The organism is Hominisplanchenecus sp. (genome assembly GCF_046967715.1).
GTDB classification, from domain to species: domain Bacteria; phylum Bacillota; class Clostridia; order Lachnospirales; family Lachnospiraceae; genus Hominisplanchenecus; species Hominisplanchenecus faecis.
The window spans coordinates 16,151-40,589 of record NZ_JBKVNQ010000014.1; the positions used below are offsets into that span (position 1 = coordinate 16,151).

General features: G+C 45.5%; 18 protein-coding genes. 4 read left to right on the plus strand and 14 right to left on the minus strand.

Annotated features, from left to right (window positions below):
- Positions 1-65 precede the first annotated feature (65 nt).
- Positions 66-2,012: a lectin like domain-containing protein gene (locus ACLTL4_RS03355; RefSeq protein ID WP_412290697.1), complete on the plus strand. Its 1,947-nt coding sequence runs from the start codon at positions 66-68 to the stop codon at positions 2,010-2,012.
- 136 nt (positions 2,013-2,148) lie between these two features.
- On the opposite strand, the gene nagA is transcribed toward ACLTL4_RS03355, so the two are convergent.
- From nagA to ACLTL4_RS03395, 8 genes are all read right to left on the minus strand, one after another.
- Positions 2,149-3,252, minus strand: a complete 1,104-nt coding sequence (gene nagA / locus ACLTL4_RS03360) for an N-acetylglucosamine-6-phosphate deacetylase (RefSeq protein ID WP_215658916.1) — start codon at positions 3,250-3,252, stop codon at positions 2,149-2,151.
- Positions 3,253-3,996 (minus strand): glucosamine-6-phosphate deaminase, encoded by a 744-nt coding sequence (gene nagB / locus ACLTL4_RS03365; protein ID WP_022119988.1) that lies wholly within the window; start codon positions 3,994-3,996, stop codon positions 3,253-3,255.
- A 26-nt stretch (positions 3,997-4,022) separates the two neighbouring features.
- Complete coding sequence (locus tag ACLTL4_RS03370) at positions 4,023-4,643, minus strand: carbohydrate-binding family 9-like protein (protein WP_412320225.1); 621 nt, start codon at positions 4,641-4,643, stop codon at positions 4,023-4,025.
- Positions 4,644-4,739: 96 nt separating this feature from the next.
- Positions 4,740-6,209, minus strand: a complete 1,470-nt coding sequence (gene nagE / locus ACLTL4_RS03375) for an N-acetylglucosamine-specific PTS transporter subunit IIBC (RefSeq protein WP_412320235.1) — start codon at positions 6,207-6,209, stop codon at positions 4,740-4,742.
- Between the two features lie 29 nt (positions 6,210-6,238).
- Positions 6,239-7,093 carry a BglG family transcription antiterminator LicT gene (gene licT / locus ACLTL4_RS03380; RefSeq protein ID WP_412320226.1) on the minus strand — a complete coding sequence of 285 codons (855 nt, stop codon included), beginning with the start codon at positions 7,091-7,093 and terminating at the stop codon, positions 6,239-6,241.
- A gap of 408 nt (positions 7,094-7,501) precedes the next feature.
- Entirely contained in the window at positions 7,502-8,881 is a 1,380-nt protein-coding gene (locus ACLTL4_RS03385; RefSeq protein WP_022119992.1) for an NAD(P)/FAD-dependent oxidoreductase, read from the minus strand.
- 100 nt (positions 8,882-8,981) lie between these two features.
- Positions 8,982-9,548, minus strand: a complete 567-nt coding sequence (locus ACLTL4_RS03390) for a hypothetical protein (protein ID WP_412320227.1) — start codon at positions 9,546-9,548, stop codon at positions 8,982-8,984.
- Positions 9,549-9,711: 163 nt separating this feature from the next.
- Positions 9,712-10,599: a LysR family transcriptional regulator gene (locus tag ACLTL4_RS03395; RefSeq protein ID WP_173896790.1), complete on the minus strand. Its 888-nt coding sequence runs from the start codon at positions 10,597-10,599 to the stop codon at positions 9,712-9,714.
- A 294-nt stretch (positions 10,600-10,893) separates the two neighbouring features.
- On the opposite strand from ACLTL4_RS03395, the gene ACLTL4_RS03400 reads away from it, so the two are divergent.
- The 3 genes from ACLTL4_RS03400 (at position 10,894) to ACLTL4_RS03410 (ending at position 15,824) form a co-directional block, all read left to right on the plus strand.
- Positions 10,894-12,291, plus strand: coding sequence for an alanine/glycine:cation symporter family protein (locus ACLTL4_RS03400; protein ID WP_412320228.1), 1,398 nt, complete (start codon positions 10,894-10,896; stop codon positions 12,289-12,291).
- Between the two features lie 33 nt (positions 12,292-12,324).
- Complete coding sequence (locus ACLTL4_RS03405) at positions 12,325-14,214, plus strand: fructose-1,6-bisphosphatase (protein ID WP_412320229.1); 1,890 nt, start codon at positions 12,325-12,327, stop codon at positions 14,212-14,214.
- A gap of 200 nt (positions 14,215-14,414) precedes the next feature.
- Positions 14,415-15,824 (plus strand): amidophosphoribosyltransferase, encoded by a 1,410-nt coding sequence (locus ACLTL4_RS03410; RefSeq protein ID WP_147632008.1) that lies wholly within the window; start codon positions 14,415-14,417, stop codon positions 15,822-15,824.
- A 316-nt stretch (positions 15,825-16,140) separates the two neighbouring features.
- Here the strand turns inward: ACLTL4_RS03410 and ACLTL4_RS03415 are convergent, their stop codons facing one another.
- The 6 genes from ACLTL4_RS03415 to ACLTL4_RS03440 all read right to left on the minus strand — a co-directional run bounded on the left by ACLTL4_RS03415 (position 16,141) and on the right by ACLTL4_RS03440 (position 24,423).
- Positions 16,141-16,458: a hypothetical protein gene (locus ACLTL4_RS03415; RefSeq protein WP_412320230.1), complete on the minus strand. Its 318-nt coding sequence runs from the start codon at positions 16,456-16,458 to the stop codon at positions 16,141-16,143.
- A gap of 588 nt (positions 16,459-17,046) precedes the next feature.
- Complete coding sequence (gene nrdD / locus ACLTL4_RS03420; protein ID WP_173865653.1) at positions 17,047-19,182, minus strand: anaerobic ribonucleoside-triphosphate reductase; 2,136 nt, start codon at positions 19,180-19,182, stop codon at positions 17,047-17,049.
- A 118-nt stretch (positions 19,183-19,300) separates the two neighbouring features.
- A complete protein-coding gene (locus ACLTL4_RS03425) occupies positions 19,301-19,735 on the minus strand; it encodes a hypothetical protein (RefSeq protein WP_412320231.1) in 435 nt (144 codons plus the stop codon).
- Between the two features lie 177 nt (positions 19,736-19,912).
- Positions 19,913-21,325, minus strand: coding sequence for a radical SAM protein (locus tag ACLTL4_RS03430; protein WP_022120001.1), 1,413 nt, complete (start codon positions 21,323-21,325; stop codon positions 19,913-19,915).
- A gap of 247 nt (positions 21,326-21,572) precedes the next feature.
- Positions 21,573-22,595: an ECF transporter S component gene (locus ACLTL4_RS03435; protein WP_243860795.1), complete on the minus strand. Its 1,023-nt coding sequence runs from the start codon at positions 22,593-22,595 to the stop codon at positions 21,573-21,575.
- A 1-nt stretch (position 22,596) separates the two neighbouring features.
- Positions 22,597-24,423, minus strand: coding sequence for an ABC transporter ATP-binding protein (locus ACLTL4_RS03440; RefSeq protein WP_412320232.1), 1,827 nt, complete (start codon positions 24,421-24,423; stop codon positions 22,597-22,599).
- Positions 24,424-24,439: the final 16 nt, after the last annotated feature.

Sequence of the window (24,439 nt, forward strand, 5' to 3'; positions counted from 1 at the left end):
GGGAAGCTCTCCTACACCCACAACTTCCGGCTGTTCCGGTTTATGAATTTCTCTCCGATACTTCAGTGGAAGGTGATCTGCAGACAGATACTCTGGAAAACAACGCAAAAAGAGCGACGGTACTGCCCTCCAGATACAATGCGGCAGAGCACGATCTGGTGACACCGGTCAAAGATCAGAATCCCTACGGAACCTGCTGGGCATTCTCCGCCCTTTCCGCCTGCGAGACGAGCATGATCAGAAAAGGACTGCAAGATACCAGCTTTGATCTGTCCGAATTCCATTTCGCCTACTTTTTCTTTCACACTCAGGAAGACGCTCTTGGTGGTACCGCCGGTGACTGTACCCTCCTTGCAGACCCAGATTACATGGATGTCGGCGGTGCAGATGCCTGTACAATGTTTGCACTCTCCAAATGGACCGGAGCTGCTGCGGAATCCCTTGCCTCTTATCCATATGAACAGCTTTATACCCCATCTTCCAGCCTGGCTTACCAGGATGTCGGCCACCTTCAGAATGTCCGCTATGTAAACGGTTCTGACACTGCCAGTATCAAACGTCTGATCCTGCAGTACGGTTCGGTATCCGCCCCGCTCTGTGTAAACCTAAAAAAATATTATTCAAAGTCTACCGGTGCTTATTACTGCAACAACAACACCGGAACAAACCATCAGCTCACGATCGTCGGCTGGGATGATGATTATTCGACGGCAAATTTCACAAGTGGCATACGTCCGAGCAAAAAAGGTGCCTGGATTGCAAAAAACAGCTACGGCGAAGATTTCGGCAATGATGGCTATATTTATATTTCCTATCAGGACAACAGCCTGAACCACCAGAAGAGATCAACCGCTGATTCGGATTCTCTGGTATTCGCCTATGATATGGAAAACAGCGATAATTATTCCCATAATTATCAATATGACGGTTCCGCTTCCTGTACATACATGCCAATCCCATCCGGAAGTTCCCTTTCCAATGTTTTTACTGTAAGTGGAAATCCGAACGGACAGGAAAAGTTGAAATCCGTTTCCTTTGCCCTGGCATCCGAAAATATCCAGTATGCGATCCAGATCTACAAAAATCCAACAGCCGGTGACCCAACAAGCGGCATCGCAGTCCTCGACCGTGCACAGAGCGGCGTGACCACTTACTGCGGTTATTATACGATTCCTTTAAATACAGAGATCGTCTTCAATCAGGGTGACCGATTTTCCGTTGTGATCTCCTTTGCATCGCCGACCAACCAGACACTGTATGCCTTTATCGACAAAAGCAGCTCTCTGGAATCCCTGCATTTCGTTTCCAGTGCTGAGATTGGCCAGAGCTACTACCGCACAAAAGCCAATGGCTGGATGGATATCAGTTATCAGCAGATCAATAACCGCATCAAAGCATTTACGGAAAATACAACGGAAGCTGCCACCGAGATTCTGGCAAATGTCTCTGCTCTTCCAAAATCCTCGATCCGCAAGATAAAAAGCAGTCGCTGCTCTTCTTTACGGCTTTCCTGGAATGCGGTACAGTATGCAGACGGCTATCAGATTTTCCGCAGCACTTCCAGAAAGAAAGGCTACACACTGATCGCTGACACGAAAAAGACTTCTTATTCCGACAATACTGTCGTTCCCGGCAGGAAATACTACTACCGGATACGTGCCTATGCCAGAAGCCGCTACAACGATATTGTATACAGTCCTTATTCCCAGGTGAAAAATCAGACACTGAAGCCGGAAAAAGCACAGATACGCTCCCTGAAAAAAAAGAGCAGCAAAACCTACCTTCTGAGCTGGAGAAAAGTCCCCGGTGCTGATGGCTATGAAGTTTTCCGGCAGATTTCCGGCAAAAAATGGGAACTGTTCAAACGTATCAAACGAACCGGCACCCTGAAACTGAAACTTTCTCTCGCTTCAAAAAAAGACTGCTTCTACCGGGTACGTGCCTATAAAAAAACAGCTAAGGAAAACATTTACGGTTCTTTCTCAAAAAAAGTAAAAATTTCTGCAAAATAAAGCCGAAAACAAAAGCCTCCGCCCATCCTATGATGAGCGGAGGCTTTTTCTATCTTATCCTTTTCACACACTCCTACAGAATGGATTTCCCAGGTCCATCCTGCATCTCTGTAATTATCTCTAATTACAATACTTATTAAAACACTTGCTTTAAATGATACTCGTCATCTACCAGCAGCATATCGGCCTCTTTTCCGACACTGATAGAACCGACTCTGTCATAGACACCTATGCTCTTTGCCGGATTTCTTGTCGCTGCAAAAATCGCATCTGCTTCCGGAATATCGAAAGACATTGCAATCTTCATGCAGTCGTACAGGCAGGTTGCGGATCCTGCGATGGTTCCGTCTGCCAGTGTTGCTTTACGGTCTTTCATAAATACTTTCTGACCGCCCAGTTCATATTCTCCATTTTCCATACCGCATGCCATCATGGAATCACTGATCAGAACGATACGTTCCGGTCCGAACATACGGAATGCTGCACGGATCGCACTGCCATGAATGTGCAGACCATCACTGATCAGCTCGGCATATACATGATCGTTGTCTGCAGCTGCTCCGATAACACCCGGTGCTCTGTGATTTAATGGCGGCATTGCATTGTACAGATGTGTTACATGATCTGCACCGGCCTCAAATGCTGCCTTTGCAGTATCATAATCTGCGGTTGTATGTCCAACAGAAATATGCACTTCATCTTTGAGTTCCTTAATAAATTCTACGGAACCTTCCATCTCCGGTGCCAGAGTCACCAGTTTGATCAGTCCGCCGCTTGCCTGCTGGCATGCACGGAACGTCTCTGCGGACGGTGCCTGAATATAAGCACCATTCTGTGCTCCCTTTTTCTCCGGTGCGATAAATGGTCCTTCCATATTGATACCAATGACACGTGCTCCGTCTGCGATGCCGTCTGCTTCTTTTGCGGTCGCAAAAATATCAACCAGCATCTCTTTGGAAAGTGTCATGGATGTCGGGCAGTAAGAAGTGATACCATGTGCTTTTTCAAAACGTAAAATCTCTTTTACGCCTTCTACGTCGCAGTCACAGAAATCATGACCGCATGCACCATGGCTGTGTACATCCACAAGACCAGGAATCAGTTTGTATCCGTTTGCGTCTACCACCGTCTTATCGCTTACTTCTGCTTCCGTTGCCACGATCTTATGATCTTCTACAAAAACATCTTTTACCTGAAATGTTCCGTCTTCACAAAAAACGGATGCACCTTTAATGATCATTTAGATCACTCCCTTCTCTCTGCACAGGGACAGTGCTTCTTCATCTGCAATTACGATCACATCGTTGTGAAGCTGCAGTACAGAAGCCGGTACGCCAGGTACGATCGGTCCGAAGAAGGATTCATAAACTGCCTTTGCTTTGTTCTTTCCGCTTGCCAGCAGCAGAACTTTCTTGGCTGACATGATGTTCTTGATACCCATGGTGTATGCATATTTCGGCACATCATCCATAGTTTCAAAAAATCTTGCGTTTGCTTTGATGGTATCTTCTTTCAGTGCTACACAGTGTGTCAGGCTCTCGAAAGCTGAACCCGGCTCGTTAAATCCGATGTGTCCGTTTCCGCCGATACCAAGCAGCTGCAGGTCGATGCCGCCAACGCTGTCGATGATCGCATTATATTTTGCACATGCAACTTTGCTGTCCGGTTCTGTTCCATCCGGTACAAAGGTACGTGCCTTGTCGATATTTACATGATCAAACAGATTTTTGTTCATGAAATAACGGTAGCTCTGATCATTGTCTCCGGAAAGTCCTTTGTATTCGTCCAGGTTTACAGAAGTTACCTGTGAAAAATCGATGTCACCTTTGTTGTACCATTCAACCAGCTGTTCGTATGCACCTACCGGTGTAGAACCTGTTGCCAGACCTAAAACAGCGTTCGGTTTCATGATAACCTGGGCAGAGATAATATTTGCTGCCTTTCTGCTCATGTCCTTATAATCTTTTGCCTGATATAAAACCATATCCCTCTTCCTTTCTGATTTCAGGTTTATTCCACTTCCGCTTTTGCAAAAAAGACCGGAAGATGGAAGTTTGGCTTCTCACTGTCAATTGGTGAAAAGCTGATATAATGTTCAACAGCCGGATCTTCTGAAATTTTATAGAAATTACAGTATATCTCCTTGCCGCTGCCATCCGGTAAATAATCGCAGACTTCCTTCAGAAACTTCTCCGGAATGAGCAGGCTCATTGTCCAGTGATCCTTTTCAATCACGGAATTTACGCCTGTTTCCTTATAAACTTCATCGGAAAGGAACACTCTTCCCTGTCTGCCAAAGCCATATTTTGCATACATGGCTCCGTTTGCATTCACTTCAAAGTTCAGATACATATCATTGTTGGTAAGTTCCTTTCCTTTTTCTGCGAATGCCAGAAACACTTCCACTGCACTGTCTTTGCAGACCATTTCGTGATGCTCTGTGCATCTTGCAAGCGGATCATGCTCCTCTGTGCAAATCTGCACATAGAGTCCTTCCCCCTTCAGATACCCCATATAACCACAGGCTTTCGGAGGTGTGATCGCATGATTCCACTGCACATGGTCGATCTCAAAACGATTGCAGTTCACAATCTCTTCTTTCGAAGAAATCGTCTTAATCTTATATTCCAATGTATGTCCTCCTTCTAACGGCACGAGTACCAAAAGGGGGACACCCACTACGGCGTCCCCCTTGCAGGTCAGATTTCAGACCATTATATCAAGCTATTATTTGCACAGTTTCTTGAACTCGTCAGCTACAAACTGAACCTGAGTTCCGATGATAACCTGTACACTTGTTTTGCCTGGGCGAATCACACCAGCTGCTCCAGCTGCTTTGATTGCTTTTTCGTTTACTTTTGTAGTATCTTTCACTTCCAGACGAAGTCTTGTGATGCAGTTGTCGATAGAAGTAATGTTTTCTTTACCGCCGCATCCAGCCAGAACTGCTTTTGCAACTTCTGTGTAGTTGTTGTTAGACAGTTTGATGCTCTTTTCAGCTTCGTCGATATCATCATCTTCACGTCCCGGTGTTTTCAGGTCGAATTTTGTGATTGCGAAACGGAATACTACGTAGAATACTACAAATGCTGCAATACCCAGAGGGATGATCAGCCATGTCTTAGCTGCTGCCGGAAGGGAAGCAGAGAAGATCAGGTCAGTTAAACCAGCGGAGAAACTGAATCCAGCTCTGAATCCAAGTACAACTGTGATTACTGTGAAGATAGCGTACAGCAGAGCGTATACTACATACAGTCCAGGAGCCAGGAACATGAAACCAAATTCGAACGGCTCAGTTACACCACAAACAAATGCTGCGATTGCTGCGGAAGAAAGAAGACCGATTGCAACTTTTTTCTTGTTTGCTTTTGCTGTATGAATCATAGCCAGAGCAGCACCCGGGATACCAAACATCATACATGGGAAGAATCCTGACATGTACATACCAAGGCTCCATGAAACATCTGCAGATGTTTCACCAGCCCAGAAGTGAGACAGGTCACCAAGACCGATGGTATCAAACCAGAATACGTTGTTCAGTGCGTGATGCAGACCGAACGGGATCAGCAGACGGTTGAAGAATGCGTAGATACCAGCACCTACAGCTCCCATCTTTTCGATACCTTCGCCCAGTGCAACCAGAACGCCAAACAGTACCGGCCATACGAACAGCAGAACTACGGATACAACGATAGAAACAACACCTGCTACGATAGCTACGCAACGTTTGCCGCTGAAGAATGACAGCCAATCCGGCAGCTTTGTTCCTTTGAATTTATTGTAGCAGGAAGAACCGATAATACCTGCGATGATACCGATGAACGGGTTCGCAATTTTGCTGAATGCGATGTAAGCGGTTGTACCTTCTTCAAGAGTTTTGATAACAGATACAGCACCTACAGACAGCAGAGTTGTCAGCATCAGCCAGGAAGCCAGAGCTGCAAGTCCACCTGTACCGTCATTGTCTTCGGACATACCAACACCGATACCGATTGCAAACAGGATAGCCATGTTATCAATCAGGGCTCCACCTGCTTTAACTAAATAGAAACCAATCTGCTCTACAATACCTACTACGTCACCACCCTGCATGGTAGATGGGCAAAGAGCATATCCAAGACCCATCAGGATACCACAGATAGGAAGGCAAGCAACAGGTAACATCAAAGCTTTACCTAATTTCTGTAAGAATTTCATCATAATTACTTTTTTCCTCCTTCTCTTACTTAATGAGAATCCTCCTCCAGCTCTTTTTCCGGCTGGATTCTGCGGATATGTACGGCCAGATAAGCCGTCTCCTCATCTGTAATTTCGTGATCATAGCGCATTTTTATATAATGCGCAATCTTCTCGCTGCACGCATATTCAACCGGGTACATTTCGGCGATCACTTTTCCGAAACCGTTATCATCATCCCCGAGCATCTGCCCCGTAAAAATGCGCTGTCCAAGAAATTTCAGATGAGTGATGAATCTGGCGTAATGAAGGCTTTCTTCCTGCAGTTCAATATTCAGATATTCACTGACGATATTGACCACGTCGCGAATGAGACAGGTGATGTTCATCGTATTGCGTACACCGGTGTCATATTCCGCATTTACGATATGAAGTGCGACGGATGCGGCCTCATCCTCATTCAACTCCACATCAAGCTTTTCCCTGACCTTGCGGATTGCATACTTTCCAACGCCAAACTCGATCGGATAAAAGGTCTTCACCTCAACCTTGAGCGGGTTGTCAAACTGCATTCCTTTCTTATACCGTTCAATTGCGAAACTGATATGATCTGTCAGAGTCAGATAAATACTCTGGTGTAACTTCAGCCCGATATTGTTCTTGGCATAAGTGATAATCTGGTCGGATAACTTGAGATATTCCACCGGAAGCCTCTCCACCAGCCTGGCGAACTGCCCGGCTGACTTCTTATCCTCCAGTCGGAACGTCTTCTCAATCTGCTCCTCATTCACAATCTGTCCCGGCTTTGCATGGAAACCGATACCTTTTCCCATGATGACGACTTCCTCGGCGTCTTTGTCCAAAGCACTTACTACATTGTTATTAATAACTTTGATGATTTTCATAGTAATAACGTGTCTCCCAAACAAAAAGACCCAAAGAATCCAGAATCCTTCTCCTCTGAAACTTTGGGTCTTGCCTGCATCACCAGTAACAATCCTGTCATAACTACCAAATTCTTTAATTACATCTCTACTATAGCAGTAAATTTGAACAATGTCAATGCTTTTTTAATCTTTTGTTTATGGATTGTTTATAATTTTTATTTTTCTAAAAATGTTTTCTGTAATGCAGTGATTCCTCTAGTTTCCAATACATTTCCTGACTGCTTTTCCTTTTTCCGTTCCTATGATCACATGATGCCTGCGAATTGCTCCGTTGCAAAGTAACTCCCGCAATCTATGCTCCGCTTCGTTCTGCACGAAACGAGTGCCTGTAAACATTCGGAATCCGCATATTTACTGCATAAACAGCTACTTCCTCATGGATTCAAGAATCTCTCTTGCCACGTAAACTCCGCTTGCGGATGCATGGGAAAGGGAATGTGTCACCCCACTGCCGTCTCCGATGATATAGAGACCTTTGTGGATGCTTTCAAGATGCTCATCAAGCTGTACTTCCATATTATAAAATTTCACTTCCACACCATAAAGCAGTGTGTCATCGTTTGCCGTTCCCGGTGCGATCTTGTCCAGTGCATAGATCATCTCAATGATGCCATCCAGGATACGCTTCGGCAGCACCAGACTTAAATCTCCCGGTGTTGCGGAAAGTGTCGGTCTTACAATGCCCTCTTCCACTCTCTTGACGGTACTTCTTCTTCCGCGTACCAGATCACCGAACCGCTGGACCATAACACCGCCGCCGAGCATATTGGAAAGTCTGGCAATGCTCTCGCCGTATCCGTTGCTGTCCTTGAACGGCTCGGAAAAATGCTTGGATACAAGCAGTGCGAAGTTGGTATTTTCGGTCTGTTTGGTCGGATCTTCGTAGCTGTGTCCGTTTACGGTCACGATGCCGTTTGTATTTTCACTTACCACGATGCCATATGGATTCATGCAGAACGTACGCACATTGTCCTCGAACTGTTTTGTACGGTAAACAATCTTGCTCTCGTAAAGCTCATCGGTCAGATGGGAAAAGATCACAGCCGGAAGCTCCACACGGACACCTAAGTCCACACGGTTGGAACTGGTCGGGATGCTCATCTCTTCACAGACCTTTTCCATCCATTTGCTTCCGCTTCGTCCGACAGAAACCACACATTTTCCGCATGCATAATTTTCCTCTTCACAGATGACCTGATAGCCATCTTCCCTCTTTTCGATATGCTGCACCGGCGTGTCAAAATAAAAATCTGCCCGGTCTTTGAGCCATGCATACATATTCTGCAGCACAATGTAATTGACATCGGTTCCCAGATGTCTTACGGATGCATTCAAAAGCTGCAGACGGTTCTGCAGACAAAGTTTTTTGAATTTCGTTCCGGCTGTTGAATACAGTCTGGTGCCTTCACCGCCGTACTCCATGTTAATCTCATCGACATACTGCATCAGCTCCAGAGCTTTCTCTTTGCCGATATATTCATAAAGTGTGCCGCCAAAATCATTGGTAATATTATATTTACCATCGGAAAATGCTCCCGCACCGCCGAATCCGCTCATGATCGAACAGCTCTTGCAGTGAATGCAGCTTTTGATCTTCTTGCCATCAATCGGACATTTTCTTTTTTCCAGTGCATGTCCTTCCTCAAAAATGGCGATCTCCAGATTTTCGTTATTTTTCAGAAGCTCGTACGCGGAAAAAATGCCTCCCGGACCTGCTCCGATAATGATTACGTCATATTTTTTCATACTGTTTCCTCCAGATTGTACTTTTAAAATATGGTGTTGAGGTCAAAACCTATCAACTTATGAGCAAGCTCCTGTGGATTTTGACCTTTTGCCCCTGGTATCATACATAATTCTCTACGATCTTCATGATCTTCTTCATGGTTTTCAGGGTATCTTTTATTTTTTCATGTTCCATACTGTGTCCGACATCCGGAAAACAATACCATAAAACCTCATGTTTTTTGCAGAATTTTTTTAATTTTTTCCGTTCCAGATAGTGATCCAGCTCCCCGCTTATCACAATGCAGTTTTCCTTTCGCATGTACGGAAAGGTCTGCTCAAGCGGTGTCATAAAGATATGACGGATCGTTCCCGGTTTTACACGTTTTTCCTTTTCCAGTGCATCCGCAAGCCATCCTGCAGATACCGTTCCCAGACTTTTTGACACAAAAAGAATCTCATCGTACAAAGCAAGATCTTTTTCTTTGATCCGCCCACGCACATAAGAAAGCGTCTGTCTGATATTCTCTTCGATGGTGATCATGTCTTTTTTGTCCCGGTATTCCGAATAGTGCATCAGCAGTGTATCGTATCCCTTTTCCCGGCAGATCGACTCTGCATAATAAAGCAGCGGGCAGTCTACGCCATAGCGTCTCCCCGGAAAAAATACGGCCAGTTTCTTTTTCATTTTGCAATGCTCCCTGTCACGTTCTCAAATTATGCATTCTATTTTATCATAGAATCTGCTGTTTTTCAAACCAGATTCGTGTAGAAAGAAGAAAAAATCCACGGCAGTTGTTTTCTGCCGCAAATCTTCTGTTCTTTCAAAGGCTTCTGAGATATTGATTTCTTTATGCCTGTACCTCTTTTATCACATTCATAAATGCCTGCATCTGCGGCGAAATCCATTTATCTCTGTGATATAAGAGCTGTTTCCATATATCAAGCTGAAAATCTTTCACATCCAGCCGCACCAGTCTTTTTTCCTGTACGGCCTTTTCTGTCACATAATCCGGCAGAAGCGAGATTGCGGAAGCGTTCTTTTCCAGCATCCGGCAGATCAGTTCTGTATTTCCCACCTCAAAAACCGGCTGGATCTCCAGGGAACAGCTCGCCAGATATTCACTTAACATCCTGCGGTAGCTCATTTCTTTTTCCGTGAGGATAAACGGCTGGCAGATCAGTTCCTGCAACAGAATCTGCTTCTTTCCGTTCAAGCTATTTTGATATCCTGTCACAAAATGCACTGCTTCCTGGCTCTCTGTGACGATCACATAATCACTGTGGTAAATGTGACGGTCCAGCGTGTATACAAAATCCACCTGATTCTGATTCAAAAGTCGGAACATCTCATCCGTGCCGGCGATCACGATTTTCATCGTAACCTCCGGGTACTTCCGCTGCAAAAGAACAAACAGTTTTTCTGCAATTTCCTCGCACAGCGAATCCGACATGGCGATCCGCAGATGTCCTCGCACTTCCTGCTTTGGCTGCACCATCTCCTGCATCTCACCGGCAAGCTGCTTCATGCGATGGGCGTAACGCAGGATTTCCTTGCCCCGGTCTGTCAGTGTCACTGTGCGGTTGATCCGCTCAAAAAGGACGGTGCCAAGCTCCTCCTCCAACTGCCGGATCTGAAATGAGACCGTAGACTGTGAGTAGCCCAAAAGCTCGGCGGCTTTTGTGAAACTGCCAAGTTCGGCAGTGTAAATAAAGGTGTTAATGTTTTTCATATCCATGATTGGCTCTCCTTGTATCAAAAGGCGGAACAATATTTTTTCCATTGTCACTGATTAATCGGTTTTTTCGATGGTTTAAATCATTATCATTCATTTTACAAATCTATATAAGTGAAGTATACTATATTTCACCACGAGATGCTACCATTATTAGTCATTTTGACAACAATTTAAGAATATCAGAGGAGCAATGGAATTCCGCTGCTGATATTAATTTGTTGCTCGCCGCCTGCAAAGGCGACATCATTTCATATCTGCTACAGGCATCTAAGATTTTACAGGGGGATTTTTATTATGAATATCATTACCGCAGTCTACAATTTTTTATGGGGTGATCTGATCACGCTGCCGCTTCCGGGCGGCAGTTCGATCGGCATCTCACTTCTGGTGCTTCTTCTGGTTCCGGCAGGGATCTATTTTACAATCCGCACCAGGTTTGTCCTGATCCGCAAGTTTCCGCATATGATCCAGATCGCCATGGAGAAAAACGAACATTCTCAGGCGGGCAGTATTTCCGGATTTCAGGCTCTTATTGTTGCCACTGCCACCCGTGTCGGCATGGGCAATCTGGTCGGCGTTGTCGCTGCTATTTCTGCCGGCGGTGCCGGTGCGGTATTCTGGATGTGGCTTCTTGCTCTGCTTGGCTCCTCCACTGCTTTTGCAGAGGGCACACTGGCTCAGATCTACCGCCAGAAGGATCCGCTCTACGGCGGCTACCGCGGCGGTCCGGCCTACTACATCCACGATTTTATGACAAAGAAAAAGCAGAACGGACCGGCAAAAGAGAAACGTTACAGCCTGATCGCGGTTCTGTTTGCGATCTCTGGCCTGATCTGCTGGTGCGGCATCAGTCAGGTTATCAGCAACTCCGTAAGTTCTGCCATGAAGAATGCATTTCACATTCCGCCACTGTACACCACGATCTTCCTCGTCGTTGTGGCTGCGATCGTTGTTCTTCGCAAAAATGCCACCGTTCACGTCCTGGATGTCGTTGTTCCAATCATGGCCGGCTGTTATCTCCTGATCACACTGTTTGTCATCATCAAAAATATCGGTGCACTCCCTTCTGTGTTCCAGCGGATTTTTGAAGAAGCTTTTGGTCTTCGTCAGGTGGCTGCCGGTGGATTCGGTGCCGTGCTGATGAACGGGATCAAACGCGGTCTGTTTTCGAATGAGGCCGGAAGCGGATCTGCTCCATGTGCTGCCGCTGCCGCTGATGTCAGCCATCCGGCAAAGGCAGGTCTGATGCAGGCATTCGGTGTCTTTATCGATACCATCCTGATCTGTACCTGTTCTGCACTACTGATGCTGCTGGCTCCGGCCGATAAAATTGCCGGACTTCAGGGTATGGATCTGCTTCAGAGTGCCATGCAGTATCACCTGGGAGAATTCGGTGTCATCTTTATCGCCGTGATCCTGTTTCTGTTCAGCTTTTCAACGTTTATCGGCATTCTGTTCTATGCACGTTCCAACGTTGCCTACCTGTTCGGGGACAACTGGCTGTCACAGACCGCCTACAAAATCCTGGCACTTATCATGCTGTTTATCGGCGGACTTGCCGCCTATACCTTTGTCTGGGATCTCGGGGATGTCGGCATCGGACTGATGACCATCTTCAATATGATCGCACTGATTCCACTGTCCGGACAGGCGATCGATTCCTTAAAAGATTACGAACGCAAAGAAAAATAATGCCGCATCATCTTTAATATGGAGATTTGAACTATGAAAGACGAAAAATATCTGGAACTGCTTGCAGAAAAATATCCGACGGAGCAGGCTGTATGTCGGGAGATCATCAATCTGAAAGCAATTCTCGGTCTTCCAAAAGGCACGGAGCATTTTATGAGCGACCTGCACGGAGAATATGAAGCTTTCTGCCATATTTTGAATAACTGTTCCGGTGTGATCCGTGAGAAAGTGGATCTGCTTTTCGAGGAAACGCTCTCGGATATCGACCGGGAAGAAATCTGCACGCTGATCTACTATCCAGTCGAAAAGCTGGAGATGATGAAAAAAGAGAGCCGCAACAACGAAGAATGGTACCGTGTGATCCTCGGCGAGTTGATCGAGATTGCCCGCCTTCTCTCCTCCAAATATACGCGTTCCAAAGTGCGTAAAGCGATGCCGGATGAGTACGCTTATATTCTGGATGAACTGATCCATGTGCAGAAGGATGAGGATGACAATCAGGTTGCCTATCATCAGAATATCATCGATACTTTGCTGGAACTTGACAGTGCCGATGCATTTATCGAAGTGCTCGCCGCCCTGATCAAACGCCTCGCCGTCGATCATCTGCACATTGTCGGAGACATTTTTGACCGCGGGCCATGTGCCGACCGGATCATGGATCTTCTGATGAATTATCACTCTCTGGACATTGAATGGGGAAATCACGACATTCTCTGGATGGGTGCCGCTGCCGGAAGTGAGGCATGTATCGCTACCGTCATAAGAAACAATTTAAAATATCATAACATCCGCATTCTGGAAAACAGCTACGGTATCAGCCTGCGTGATCTGACGCTGTTTGCTGAAAAGCTTTATCCGGATACAGAGCCGATGGAAGCAGCATTAAAGGCCATTTCTGTCCTTTTATTCAAATTGGAAGGGCAGGTGATTCTTCGAAACCCGGATTATCAGATGACTGACAAACTGCTGCTCCACCAGGTCAACGTTCAAAATCACACCGTCTGCATCGCTGGCACAGACTACGAGATCTGCGAAGAAACTTTTCCGACGGTTTCCTTTGGTCCTTCCAACCCAGAAGTTTCTTACGAACTGACCGCCGAAGAAAAGCAGGTAATGGAAGGGCTTCGCATGGCATTTGTCGGCAGTGTCCGTCTGCGTCAGCATATGGATTTTCTCTATCAGAAAGGCAGCATGTACCGTATTTTTAATGGAAATCTGCTCTTCCACGGCTGTGTACCTCTCGATGAAAGCGGAAATCTTGAAGGTGTTGTATTCCACCAGAAACGTTACCGCGGACGTGATTATCTGGATTATGCCGAACGGATCGCCAGACGTGCCTGGTCTAAAGATGCCACACAAAAAGAACTGGATTTTATGTGGTATCTCTGGTGCGGCAGAAAATCACCGTTGTCCGGCAGAAATATCAAAACGTTTGAGCGTACTTATGTAAAAGACGAAAGTACCTGGCATGAGGCATCCAACCCTTATTATCAGTACTACGAGCAGGAAAAAATCTGCAATATGATCCTTCATGAATTTAATCTTTATTCTGATCGGTCACATATCATCAATGGACACACCCCGGTACGCACCTCCAGAGGGGAACACCCGGTACGTGCAAACGGCCGTCTGATGGTGATCGACGGCGGATTCTGCAAAAGCTATCACAAAACAACCGGTATCGCCGGATACACGCTGATCTTCAATTCGCACGGTATCCGCATCAAATCCCACCAGCCATTCCAGAGCGTCTATGCCGCACTGACCGAAAATAAAGACATCGAATCCAGATCTGAACTGGTCGAAACGGAGCGAGAACGGCTGATGGTACGTAATACCGACACCGGAAAAAAGATTCTGGAAGATATTAAAGGATTGAAAATGCTGCTTCAGGCTTACCGTAAAGGCACAATGGAATAAATTTTTCGGGTGTTTTGACACCCGAATTTTTTTATGTTACACTCTACGTGATGCCCGCAAGCCACAGCAAGAATGTCAAAGGCATTCTTGAATCCGTTTTGTTGCTTCCGGCATCATGACATTATATAATACGCTGTTTGGAATATTTTCCCGTATTTCGGGATTCTGAACGGACAGACTCAGACAAAGGAGATTCAATAATGGGAGGACTATTTGGAGTTGCTTCAAAAACAGATTGTATCATGGACTTGTTCTACGGAGTGGATTATCATTCTCACTTAGGAACACGCCGCGGCGGTATGGCTACACATGGGGCGGACGGTTTCTGCCGCTCGATCCACAACATCGAAAATTCCCCGTTCCGTACAAAATTTGAACGCGATGTAGAAGAACTGACCGGAAATCTCGGCATTGGCTGTATTTCTGACTACGAACCGCAGCCGCTTCTGATCCAGTCACATCTTGGAAGTTTTGCGATCACAACGGTCGGAAAAATCAACAATGCGGACGAACTTCTGAATAAGATTTACGAAAACGGTCATTCACATTTTCAGGAGATGAGCGGCGGTCAGATCAATGCCACGGAACTCGTTGCCGCACTGATCTGCAAGCAGGACAGCTTTGAGAACGGTATCCGCTATGCCCAGGAAGCCATTGACGGTTCCCTGACACTGCTGATCATGACAAAAGACGGCATTTATGCTGCCAGAGATATCTACGGAAGAACTCCACTTGTCATCGGACACCGTGAAGGTGCCTATTGTGCGGCTTTCGAGAATTTTTCTTACATTAACCTTGGCTACACAGATGTAAAAGAATTAGGTCCCGGCGAGATTGTATACATCACCCCGGAGAGTGTGGAAACACTCGTTCCGCCTCGCAAGAAAATGAAAATCTGTTCTTTCCTGTGGGTTTACTATGGTTATCCGACTTCCAGTTACGAAGGCGTAAACGTAGAAGAAATGCGTTATAACTGCGGTGCACTGCTGGCAAAACGAGATAAAGGAAAAGTAGATCCGGATATCGTAGCCGGTGTCCCAGACTCCGGTATTGCACACGCTATCGGATATGCCAATGAATCCGGCGTTCCGTTCGCCCGTCCTTTCATTAAATATACACCGACCTGGCCGCGTTCCTTTATGCCGACAGACCAGCGTCAGAGAGAACTGATCGCCCGCATGAAGCTGATCCCGGTACATGCCCTGATCAAAAACAAAAAGCTGCTTCTGATCGACGACTCCATCGTCCGCGGTACACAGCTTCGTGAGACAACCGAGTTCCTGTATCAGAGCGGAGCCAAAGAAGTCCACGTCAGACCGGCGTGCCCTCCGCTGCTCTACGGATGTAAATTCCTGAACTTCTCCCGTTCCAAATCCGAGCTGGATCTGATCACCAGAAGAGTGATCCTGGAACGCGAAGGAAAAGATGCAGAAAAATATCTGGAAGAATATGCAGACCCGAACAGCGAACGTTATCAGGCAATGCTCGATGAAATCTGCCGCATCCAGAATTTCACCAGCCTGCGTTATCACAGACTCGATGACCTGATCAAGTCAATCGGGATCAAACCGTGTGATATCTGCACCTACTGCTTCAATGGAGAGGAGTAAGATGCCGGACGTAAAAAGTCAGGGCTTGTGACACGCATCGTTTCCTGTTCGATTTGTGCCGTCTATGATCCGCCGTTCGCTGGAACTCGCCTCTTCGAGGCTCAGACACCGCTCGGCGGCGGAAACTAGGCACAAATCTCACAACGGAAACTTGCTACCGTCACAATACCCTGACTTTTTTCTGTCCGGCATATAAAAACCACTACTTCCATTATTTCCACTACAACTACCTTCTCACTGCTTCCGCTACAATTCCTCTCACCATACGCACCAGACATTATACTTTTCTATGATCATTCTGCTTTTATTAAAAATACTATGTTTTGTTCTTCTTTGCTTGCCAAAATCGAAACAATTTGACAAGCATCGGTAAAACAAAAAATCCCATGATTAGAAGCATTACAATCACTGAAATAATCTCCTGATATATCGCTATGGCAATTCCAACTGCCAGTTCAGCCATTGTCCATACAGCCAGCTCAAATATATTCTCTTCTGTAATTTCACGGTCTAAAATCGCTATAACAAACAGTAAATAGAACGTTATAACCACATTTTTATAGTCTTTCCCGTATAGTCTCTGAATCAGCAAAATCGCCAGACCTGTAATTTCTACAATTCTATCTTTTTTCATTCGCTCACCTCCTGAAATCCAACCTTAAATCTCGTCACTGATGCAAATTACAGCTCTTCGCTTACAAAAATGAAAGCCGCACTATATATGATATAATTTAATATACAAACACTATGAAACAATTCATATGGCATCTTTTGACCTTAACCTCTGATAATATCTTCTTTCACAGCGTTTATTTATATCTGAATTTTATTATATTTTGATAATATTTTCAATATTTTTCTCATTCAAATCATCTATCATTTTTTACTACGATATTTCTCTTTAAATTTTCAGAAATTTTAAGCAGGTATAAAAACAGCCATAATCATCCGAAAACAAATCGCTCTGACGGTAGCAAGGATTCCGTCGTGAGGTTTGCGATGCTGCCGCCCAGGGGAGCCGCTGTTTGAGCAGCGAAGCTGCGAGTTTAGGCGAAGGGCGGCTAACCGGCGAGCGAACCGAACAGGAAACGCAGCGTGTCAGAGGATTGTTTTCGGACGATTATGGCGTCTTATTTATCTCTTCTATTATATTTTTATCAATATCCTATATTGATATCTTTTGATTTTTCTATCTTTCATCCATATCTTTGTTTCTTAATTTTTACATACTCTTACGTTCTGCGATCTCTGCCATCTTTGCCTCGTTCAGTCTGGTATCGCCATGCACGCGGCTGTAGGACAGATATCCATTCATACGGTCGATCTTCGTGAGGTTCTTGGAACCGCATTTCGGGCAAACATCCATCTCCAGTTCCTGATGACCGCAGTCATCGCAGTAGGCCAGAGAAAGGTTGACTCCTTCGTAGTAGCCCAGATCCATCGCACGGCGGATCAGGCTCTTGATCGCCTGTACGTTGTAATCGATCGGATAACGTACATACTGGATCTTGCCTCCGTTGCACAGTTCCCAGAAACGACCTTCCAGATCCTGTTTTTCGATCGGTGTAATATCTTCGGTTACATGGCAGTGGAAGCTGTTGCTGACGTATGGACGGTCGGATACATTCTCCACGATGCCGTATTTCTTGCGGAACTGCTCGACCTGAAGTCCGCACAGGCTCTCTGCCGGTGTGCCATAGATCGCATACAGCCAGCCGTCTTCTTCTTTGAATTCAGAAACTTTCTTGTTGATATATTCCAGTACTTCCAGAGCAAACTCACCGTCTTCGGTGATAGATTTTCCGTTATAGAGTTCCTGCAGTTCATTCAGGGCGGTGATACCAAAGGATGCCGTCATCGGCTTTAGCAGCTTTTTGATGCGTTCGTTCGGTTTCAGATGTCCGCCGTAGAATCCGCCTTCGCAGTAAGCCAGCGGGTTTGTGGATGCTTTCATCGCTCCCAGATACTCGTAAGTACGTTTGTGCAGATTGCGGATCATTTCCAGATAATAGTCCAGCACTTCGTAAAAATCACGGCTCTCGGATCTTGCTTTGGCAAGGATCATCGGGAGATGCAGGCTGACAGCACCGATGTTGAAGCGTCCGGTAAATACTGGCACATCTTTGTCGTCTGCCGGATACATACCGCCTCTTTCGTACCACGGACTTAAGAATGCACGGCATCCCATCGGGCTGATCACTTTTTTGTACTGTTTGTACATGCTGGAAATATAGCCTTTTCCGGTCATGGAAAGCCAGTCCGGATACATGGTCTTTGCAGAACATGCCACGCCGGCCTCAAAGACATCTTCACATTCTCCGCCTACACCGTGCAGTTTCTCGTCATAAAGAAAGACAATTTTCGGGAACAGCACCGGTTTCTTGTTGCCCGGTCTTCCCTGTCCGCCCTTATGGACGTTCAGAAGCGAAATGTTGCACATTTTTTCAAAACGCTGTGTTCCAAGTCCGATCGTTACGGTCACAAACGGATAATCGCCTCTGGAGGAACCGACGGTATTTAACTTATACTCAATACCCTGCCATCCCTGATCAAAATCACGTCTCACTTTGTTGATCGCATATTCTTCGGCACGTTCTTCCACGCCGTTCCATAACGGATCTGCATATTTGATAAATTCTTCTTTATATTTCTTGTAGCTCTTCTCGGCATACGGAGCAAGCACCTTGTCCATCTCCGGCACGGTAAATCCGCCGTACTGCTGTGCCGCTGTACTCAAAATAATATCACCGATCACATCAAAGGCGGTATCCAGTGTCTTCGGCTCGTTGTACCAGACATTTCCCATCTCAAATCCGCCAGTCAGAACAGCTGCCACATCAAACAGACAGCAGTTCATGGTATCCAGTCTCGCAGACTGATCATGAATATAAATATAGCCGTCTTTGCACGCCTGAAGCTCATCACGTGTCATAAAAAATTTGCGGTACAGCTCTTTATTCAGCTCGTTAAAGATCAGGCTTCGCTTTGTCGCTACCAGGGCACTGTCCGTGTTGGCATTGCTCTTGTCTCCGATGTAACGGATCGACTGGCTCTTTGTGTAGACCTCATCCATCATATGGATAAAATCCAGCTTGTAGTTGCGGTAATCACGATAGCTTTTGGCTACTGCCGGATTGACTCTCTCGAGAGCACCTTCGACAATGTTGTGCATCTCCTGGATCGTGATCCCGTCTTTTTTAAGGGACTCCGCCCGGTCATATGCAAACTGACAGATAAATGCGATCTCATCTGTCGAAAACTCATACAAAATGCGGGCTGCTGATTTGTTGACTGCCGCTATGATCTTATCTACATTGAATTCTTCCCGTGTTCCATCTTTCTTTATGACGTACATCACCAAGTCTCCTCCTACTATATGTTGTGTATCTATCTAAATTTTGTTTTTTCATCAAACAACATGTAGAACATAGTATATACCATAATGGCATACACGTAAAGAGGCTTTTGCAACGTTTTTACAAAAATTTTTTTAATTTATCAATATTTTTCTCTTCCCGCTTCAACTGTTTTTTTGCAAAATCCAGCACTTCTGTATCCTCTCCATCATAGTCACGGATCTGTCTTGTCAGGCTGGTAACGCCCATGGTGCTGCCCTGGATCAGCATTTCCGCAAGTTTTGAAGTCTGCATATCCTGCATACTTTTCCTGTTGATATTCATGTGAGCCATCCATTTGGAGATCATCGGAGCTTCTTTTTGTTCTTCCGGTGCATTGCGTGCTTTCAGCATCTGTCCACTGACCTGAAATGCTTTTTCATATTCCTGCATCTGCCTGCTGACCGTTTTCGAAAATTCCGCATCCTTTGTCGCATCCAGAATATGACGCAGTGTATCCTGTCCCATGTCTGCATTTTTGTGAATGTCACTCAACATTTTGATCTCTGTCTCCATAAGTTCCTCCTGTCATACATGATATTTGTCACCTCAAACCTGATTCAGGCTTTTATGAACAGTAATCATTATCTTCATTTTTGGAAATTTTATGTACACTTGCTGGACAGGAGGACGGAAGTTTGAATGAAGCTGCTTCTGACGATCCTTTTTTCTGATATATCAACTTCTGTTTTTTTATACTTCCGGCAGTGTACCTTTTTCTCTGGTGATCTGCTTTGGATTTGCTTCTTTTAATTTTTCTGCTTCCGGTGCCCAGCATTTTGCGTAAGCTTCACATTTTCCGCATAAGCTCTCTACCGTTTCCGGACTCTGCATATCGGTGCTCTTTGCATCGGTTGCATGGACGATCTTCTGCAGTGCTTCCGGATTCTCCAGCATCGGACATGGACGCAGATCATTTTCATTAAACGGCTGGCCCATCTGATAAGCACGAAACAGCGGCTGGCTTAAGCATTCCAGAAGCGGTTTGTCATGGATATTTGCATTGGAATAATGGATAAATACGCAAGGTTCTACGTCACCGTTTGGATTGATGTGACAGTAGAATCTTCCGCCAGCGATACATCCGCCGACAAACTCACCGTCATTCTGGAAGTCAAATACAAAGATTGGCTTGCCTCCTTCAAATCCTCGGATCTCACGGATTCTGTGGTACATATATTCTCTCTGCTCCGGTGTCAGAAGCAGATCTGTTGCTGCTTCATTTCCGACCGGCATATAATGGAAATACCATGCATAGCGAACACCTTTGTCAATCAGCATATCCAGGAATTCATCGCTGGTAACGGTCTTGTAGTTCTTTGATGTGTAGCAGATAGAAGTACCAAAGATCAGTCCATGCTCTTTGAGCAGATCCATTGCATGCATAACTTTCTCAAAACATCCGCTTCCGCGTCTGGAATCGTTGACTTCCTCAAATCCTTCCACGCTCAGTGCCAGAGAAATATTTCCAAGTCTCTGCATATCCTTACAGAATTCCTCATCAATCAGCGTTCCGTTTGTAAATGCATAGAACATACACTTATTATGCTTCTCTGCCAGTTTCACGATATCTTTTTTCCTCATCAGCGGCTCCCCGCCTGTCATCATGTAAAAATAGATACCCAGCTTTTCCCCCTGCGTAACGATGCTGTCCAGATCTTCGTAAGAAAGGCTCATGCGATGACCATATTCCGCTGCCCAGCATCCGGTACAGTGCATATTACAGGCAGAGGTCGGATCCATCAAAATAATCCACGGGATGCGGTATCCATGTTCCTTCTCGAATTCACAGGTTTTGGAATAACCATAAAAACCTGCCTGATATCCAAGGTTCAGGGCATGCATTTTCGCTACATGCGGGTCAATCTCATCAAGCACTTTGTTTGTGTATTTCATCCATTTTGCATCTGGATTATGGATCAGATTTCTTGCTCCGTCAAATACTTTTTTCTCAAATTTATCGCCCATCAGCTTTTCCGAAAGATCAGTCAGTTTGAGTAATGCCTCTGTTCGATCATCATGTTTATTCACGTATTTCAATACACCATCAATCGTTTTTGATACAACGGCTCTCATGGTGTTGTCTTTAAAATCTGCAAATGACATACATTTTTCCTCCATCCATATAAGCTTTCTGCAAGGTTCTTTTTATTTTTCTTTCAACCTTTGCACCATTGTATCGCTCAGGATGAATTTTCAAAATAGACAACTTGTCGAATTTGTGCATTTTTTGTACATTTTTGCAGATTTGTGTGTTTTTTTAGCAAATTATGGAATTTGTACATTTTTTTGACACTTTTTCAGAACTGTAAAACATGGTAGTAAAGCTCCCATTGCGAGTTTTTCGATTTTCCTACAGCAACCCATACTTCACCTTGATCCTCTGCAGTTTCTCCAGCAACGGCTTCGCCCCGATCCACAAAAACAAGAAGGTTGAGCTTGCATGCACCAGATCGACCGGAACACCGGAGATATAGATCGCAAGCAGTCCGCTCCAGCTGAATTGATATACGCTCATAAACAGTGCCGCCGGGTTCATGATCCCGCCGTAGATCATAAAGGTGACCAGAAAGCCATATACGGACAGCTGCAGCCGTTTTGTCGGCAGTATCCGCAGTCGGTAGAGGATACCGGATAAAAATCCGATAAATCCCATGGCAAACATCTGCCATGGCGTCCATGGGCCCTGACCGAACAGGAAGTTGCTGACCAGCATGGTCATCGATCCAACCAAAAAGCCAGCCTCTGCTCCAAAGGCGATTGCCGATATGATCACGATCGCGATGATCGGCTTAAAGCTCGGCGTCATAAAGAAAGCCGCTCTTCCGGCAGTGGCCAGTGCGATCATGGTTGCCAGCACAACCAGTTCTCTGACTTCCGGTTTTCTTCCTTCAAATGCCATAAAAAACGGCAGCAATGCATAAAGCACGATCACCAGGCTGATCAGATAATATTTTCTCGGACCAAACACTCGATCGATCCAGTCTGCCAGTGCACTTTGATCTGTCAGCCAGAATCCGGCTGCAATGGTAAGAGGGATTGCCACCAGAAGCAAAAACAGACTGACTCTGGTCCGTTTTGACAGGCGTTTCTTTTCCTGTTGTTTATAGCCTTCGGTGTCTGCCTCAAACATATCATCATCGATCACAACATCACCGGCTCCGCCTTCGCCCATCAGATCTTTGGCAAAATCTGCGATTGCTTTTGTCTTTTTGCCTTTTGGCACGAAGGTGCGTTTCAGCTTCGCTGCGATCGTATCTTCCTCTGCTTCCGGCGATTCATAAAACTGCTTCAGAAATTCTTTTGTTTCCTGTTCTCTTTCCATATTCCCGGCCTGCACTCCCTGTATCTTCTCATTTTTCATCTTTTTTTGCATATCACACACACCTGCTGTCATCCAAAAGAGCTTCCGCAACATCTGCTGCCGTCACTGCCATCGGAAAATATTTACGTGCCATCCTGTTTGCCGCTGTCGTATAGAAGTTATTTCCGGCAAAGAAAGATTTTGGTGTACCGCTCGCCGCAATATTTCCGTCAAAGAACAGACCGCAGCGGTCCGCATAAGATGCACAGAACTCGATATCATGCGAGATCATAAAGATCGTTACACCCTGCTTTTTCAGAAGATCCAAAATTTCTGCAAACTCTTTCTTAAAATAACTGTCCAGGCCTTTGGTCGGTTCGTCCATCAGAAGAAGTTTCGGGCGCAGCAGCAGAATTTTCGCAAGTGCCAGTCTCTGCTGTTCCCCGCCGCTTAAATCATATGGATGACGGTGCAGCAGTCCTTCTAAATGCGTTACTTTGACGATTCCTTCCACTGCCTTGCATTTTTCCATGGCAAGGTGATACTCTTCATTTTTCTTTTCTTTTGTTCCGCCCACCATCTCGAACAGTTCCAGCTCCACCGTCTTTTTTACAAACAGAGACTGCGGATTCTGCGGCAGAACCCCCAAAAAGCCACGAAACAGTTCCTTTTCACTGTAACGGCGGATATCTTTTCCTTCCAGCAGCACTTTTCCGCGGTATGGCTTTCGAAGCCGGCTGATGATCGAAAGCGTCGTTGATTTTCCGGTTCCATTTCCTCCGAGCAATGCAAAAAACTCTCCTCGCTTCAGTGAGAGATTGAGTCCTTTTACAACATCCGGCTGGTCTTTGTCATAACGGAACCAGATATCTTTCGCCTCCAGAATGATTTCTTCTTTCGCCAACTTTTCTTTCGCATCTTTTCCGAAAAATTCTGCCTCCTGCGGCCGGATCTGTTTTTCTTTGCAGATCGCATTCAGCCAGTTTCTTCCGTCCCGGACTGTAATCGGACACTCCATATGCTTTCCGGAATTTACTTTTGCATAAATCTGCATCGGAACCGGCATTGCCAGAAACATTTCGTGGTTCTGTTTTTTTAATTCTTCCCCGATCTCTTCCGGTGTTCCCATGCACAGTACTTCTCCGCCCTCCATCACGACAACACGGTCTGCTGCCGGAAATACTTCTTCCAGGCGGTGCTCTGTCAACAGGATCGTTGTACCGAGATCTCGGTTGATCTTCTTTACTGTTCCCAGGAAATCGGACGCAGCGATCGGATCGAGCTGTGAAGTCGGCTCATCCAGAATCAGAATATCCGGATGCATAGCCATAATGGAAGCCAGATTCAGAAGCTGTTTCTGACCGCCTGATAATTCTGCCACATTTTTATAAAACCAGTCCTGGATTCCAAAATAACTTGCCATTTCTGCCACACGGATACGGATCTCTGCACTTTTGTATCCAAGACTCTCCAGTCCAAATGCCAGCTCATGCCACACTTTGTCTGTCACGATCTGATTGTCCGGGTTTTGCAGAACGTAACCGATTCTCTGACTCTGTTCCCTGCCTGTCATCTCATGCAGATTTTTTCCGTCAAAAAGAATTTCTCCTTTTCGTTTTCCGTGCGGTGTCAGCGGTGTCTTCATATGTTTTAACAGCGTACTTTTTCCGCATCCGCTCTTGCCGCACAGCACCAGAAATTCTCCTTCTTTTATCTGAAAGGAAATGTGGTTCAGTGCTCTTTTTTCTTCTTCCGGATAAGCAAAACAGAGATCTTTGATCTCCAGGATCGAACCTGGTCTACCTGTCTGGCTTTCTATACTATTATCAATATGATTAATATTCTTCTTATCACTTTTGCTGCTGTTTTGTTTCGTTTCTTTTCCCATCGATTCTGACATCGCCTATCTCCTTTTT

Bases quoted from the DNA above. Each gene is read 5' to 3' on its own strand.
- nagA (WP_215658916.1), bottom strand. From the start codon at position 3,252: ATGATCATTAAAGGTGCATCCGTTTTTTGTGAAGACGGAACATTTCAG.
- nagB (WP_022119988.1), bottom strand. From the start codon at position 3,996: ATGGTTTTATATCAGGCAAAAGATTATAAGGACATGAGCAGAAAGGCA.
- nagE (WP_412320235.1), bottom strand. From the start codon at position 6,209: ATGAAATTCTTACAGAAATTAGGTAAAGCTTTGATGTTACCTGTTGCT.
- licT (WP_412320226.1), bottom strand. From the start codon at position 7,093: ATGAAAATCATCAAAGTTATTAATAACAATGTAGTAAGTGCTTTGGAC.
- ACLTL4_RS03385 (WP_022119992.1), bottom strand. From the start codon at position 8,881: ATGAAAAAATATGACGTAATCATTATCGGAGCAGGTCCGGGAGGCATT.
- ACLTL4_RS03390 (WP_412320227.1), bottom strand. From the start codon at position 9,548: ATGAAAAAGAAACTGGCCGTATTTTTTCCGGGGAGACGCTATGGCGTA.
- ACLTL4_RS03395 (WP_173896790.1), bottom strand. From the start codon at position 10,599: ATGGATATGAAAAACATTAACACCTTTATTTACACTGCCGAACTTGGC.
- ACLTL4_RS03400 (WP_412320228.1), top strand. From the start codon at position 10,894: ATGAATATCATTACCGCAGTCTACAATTTTTTATGGGGTGATCTGATC.
- ACLTL4_RS03405 (WP_412320229.1), top strand. From the start codon at position 12,325: ATGAAAGACGAAAAATATCTGGAACTGCTTGCAGAAAAATATCCGACG.
- ACLTL4_RS03410 (WP_147632008.1), top strand. From the start codon at position 14,415: ATGGGAGGACTATTTGGAGTTGCTTCAAAAACAGATTGTATCATGGAC.
- ACLTL4_RS03415 (WP_412320230.1), bottom strand. From the start codon at position 16,458: ATGAAAAAAGATAGAATTGTAGAAATTACAGGTCTGGCGATTTTGCTG.
- ACLTL4_RS03425 (WP_412320231.1), bottom strand. From the start codon at position 19,735: ATGGAGACAGAGATCAAAATGTTGAGTGACATTCACAAAAATGCAGAC.
- ACLTL4_RS03430 (WP_022120001.1), bottom strand. From the start codon at position 21,325: ATGTCATTTGCAGATTTTAAAGACAACACCATGAGAGCCGTTGTATCA.
- ACLTL4_RS03435 (WP_243860795.1), bottom strand. From the start codon at position 22,595: ATGCAAAAAAAGATGAAAAATGAGAAGATACAGGGAGTGCAGGCCGGG.
- ACLTL4_RS03440 (WP_412320232.1), bottom strand. From the start codon at position 24,423: ATGTCAGAATCGATGGGAAAAGAAACGAAACAAAACAGCAGCAAAAGT.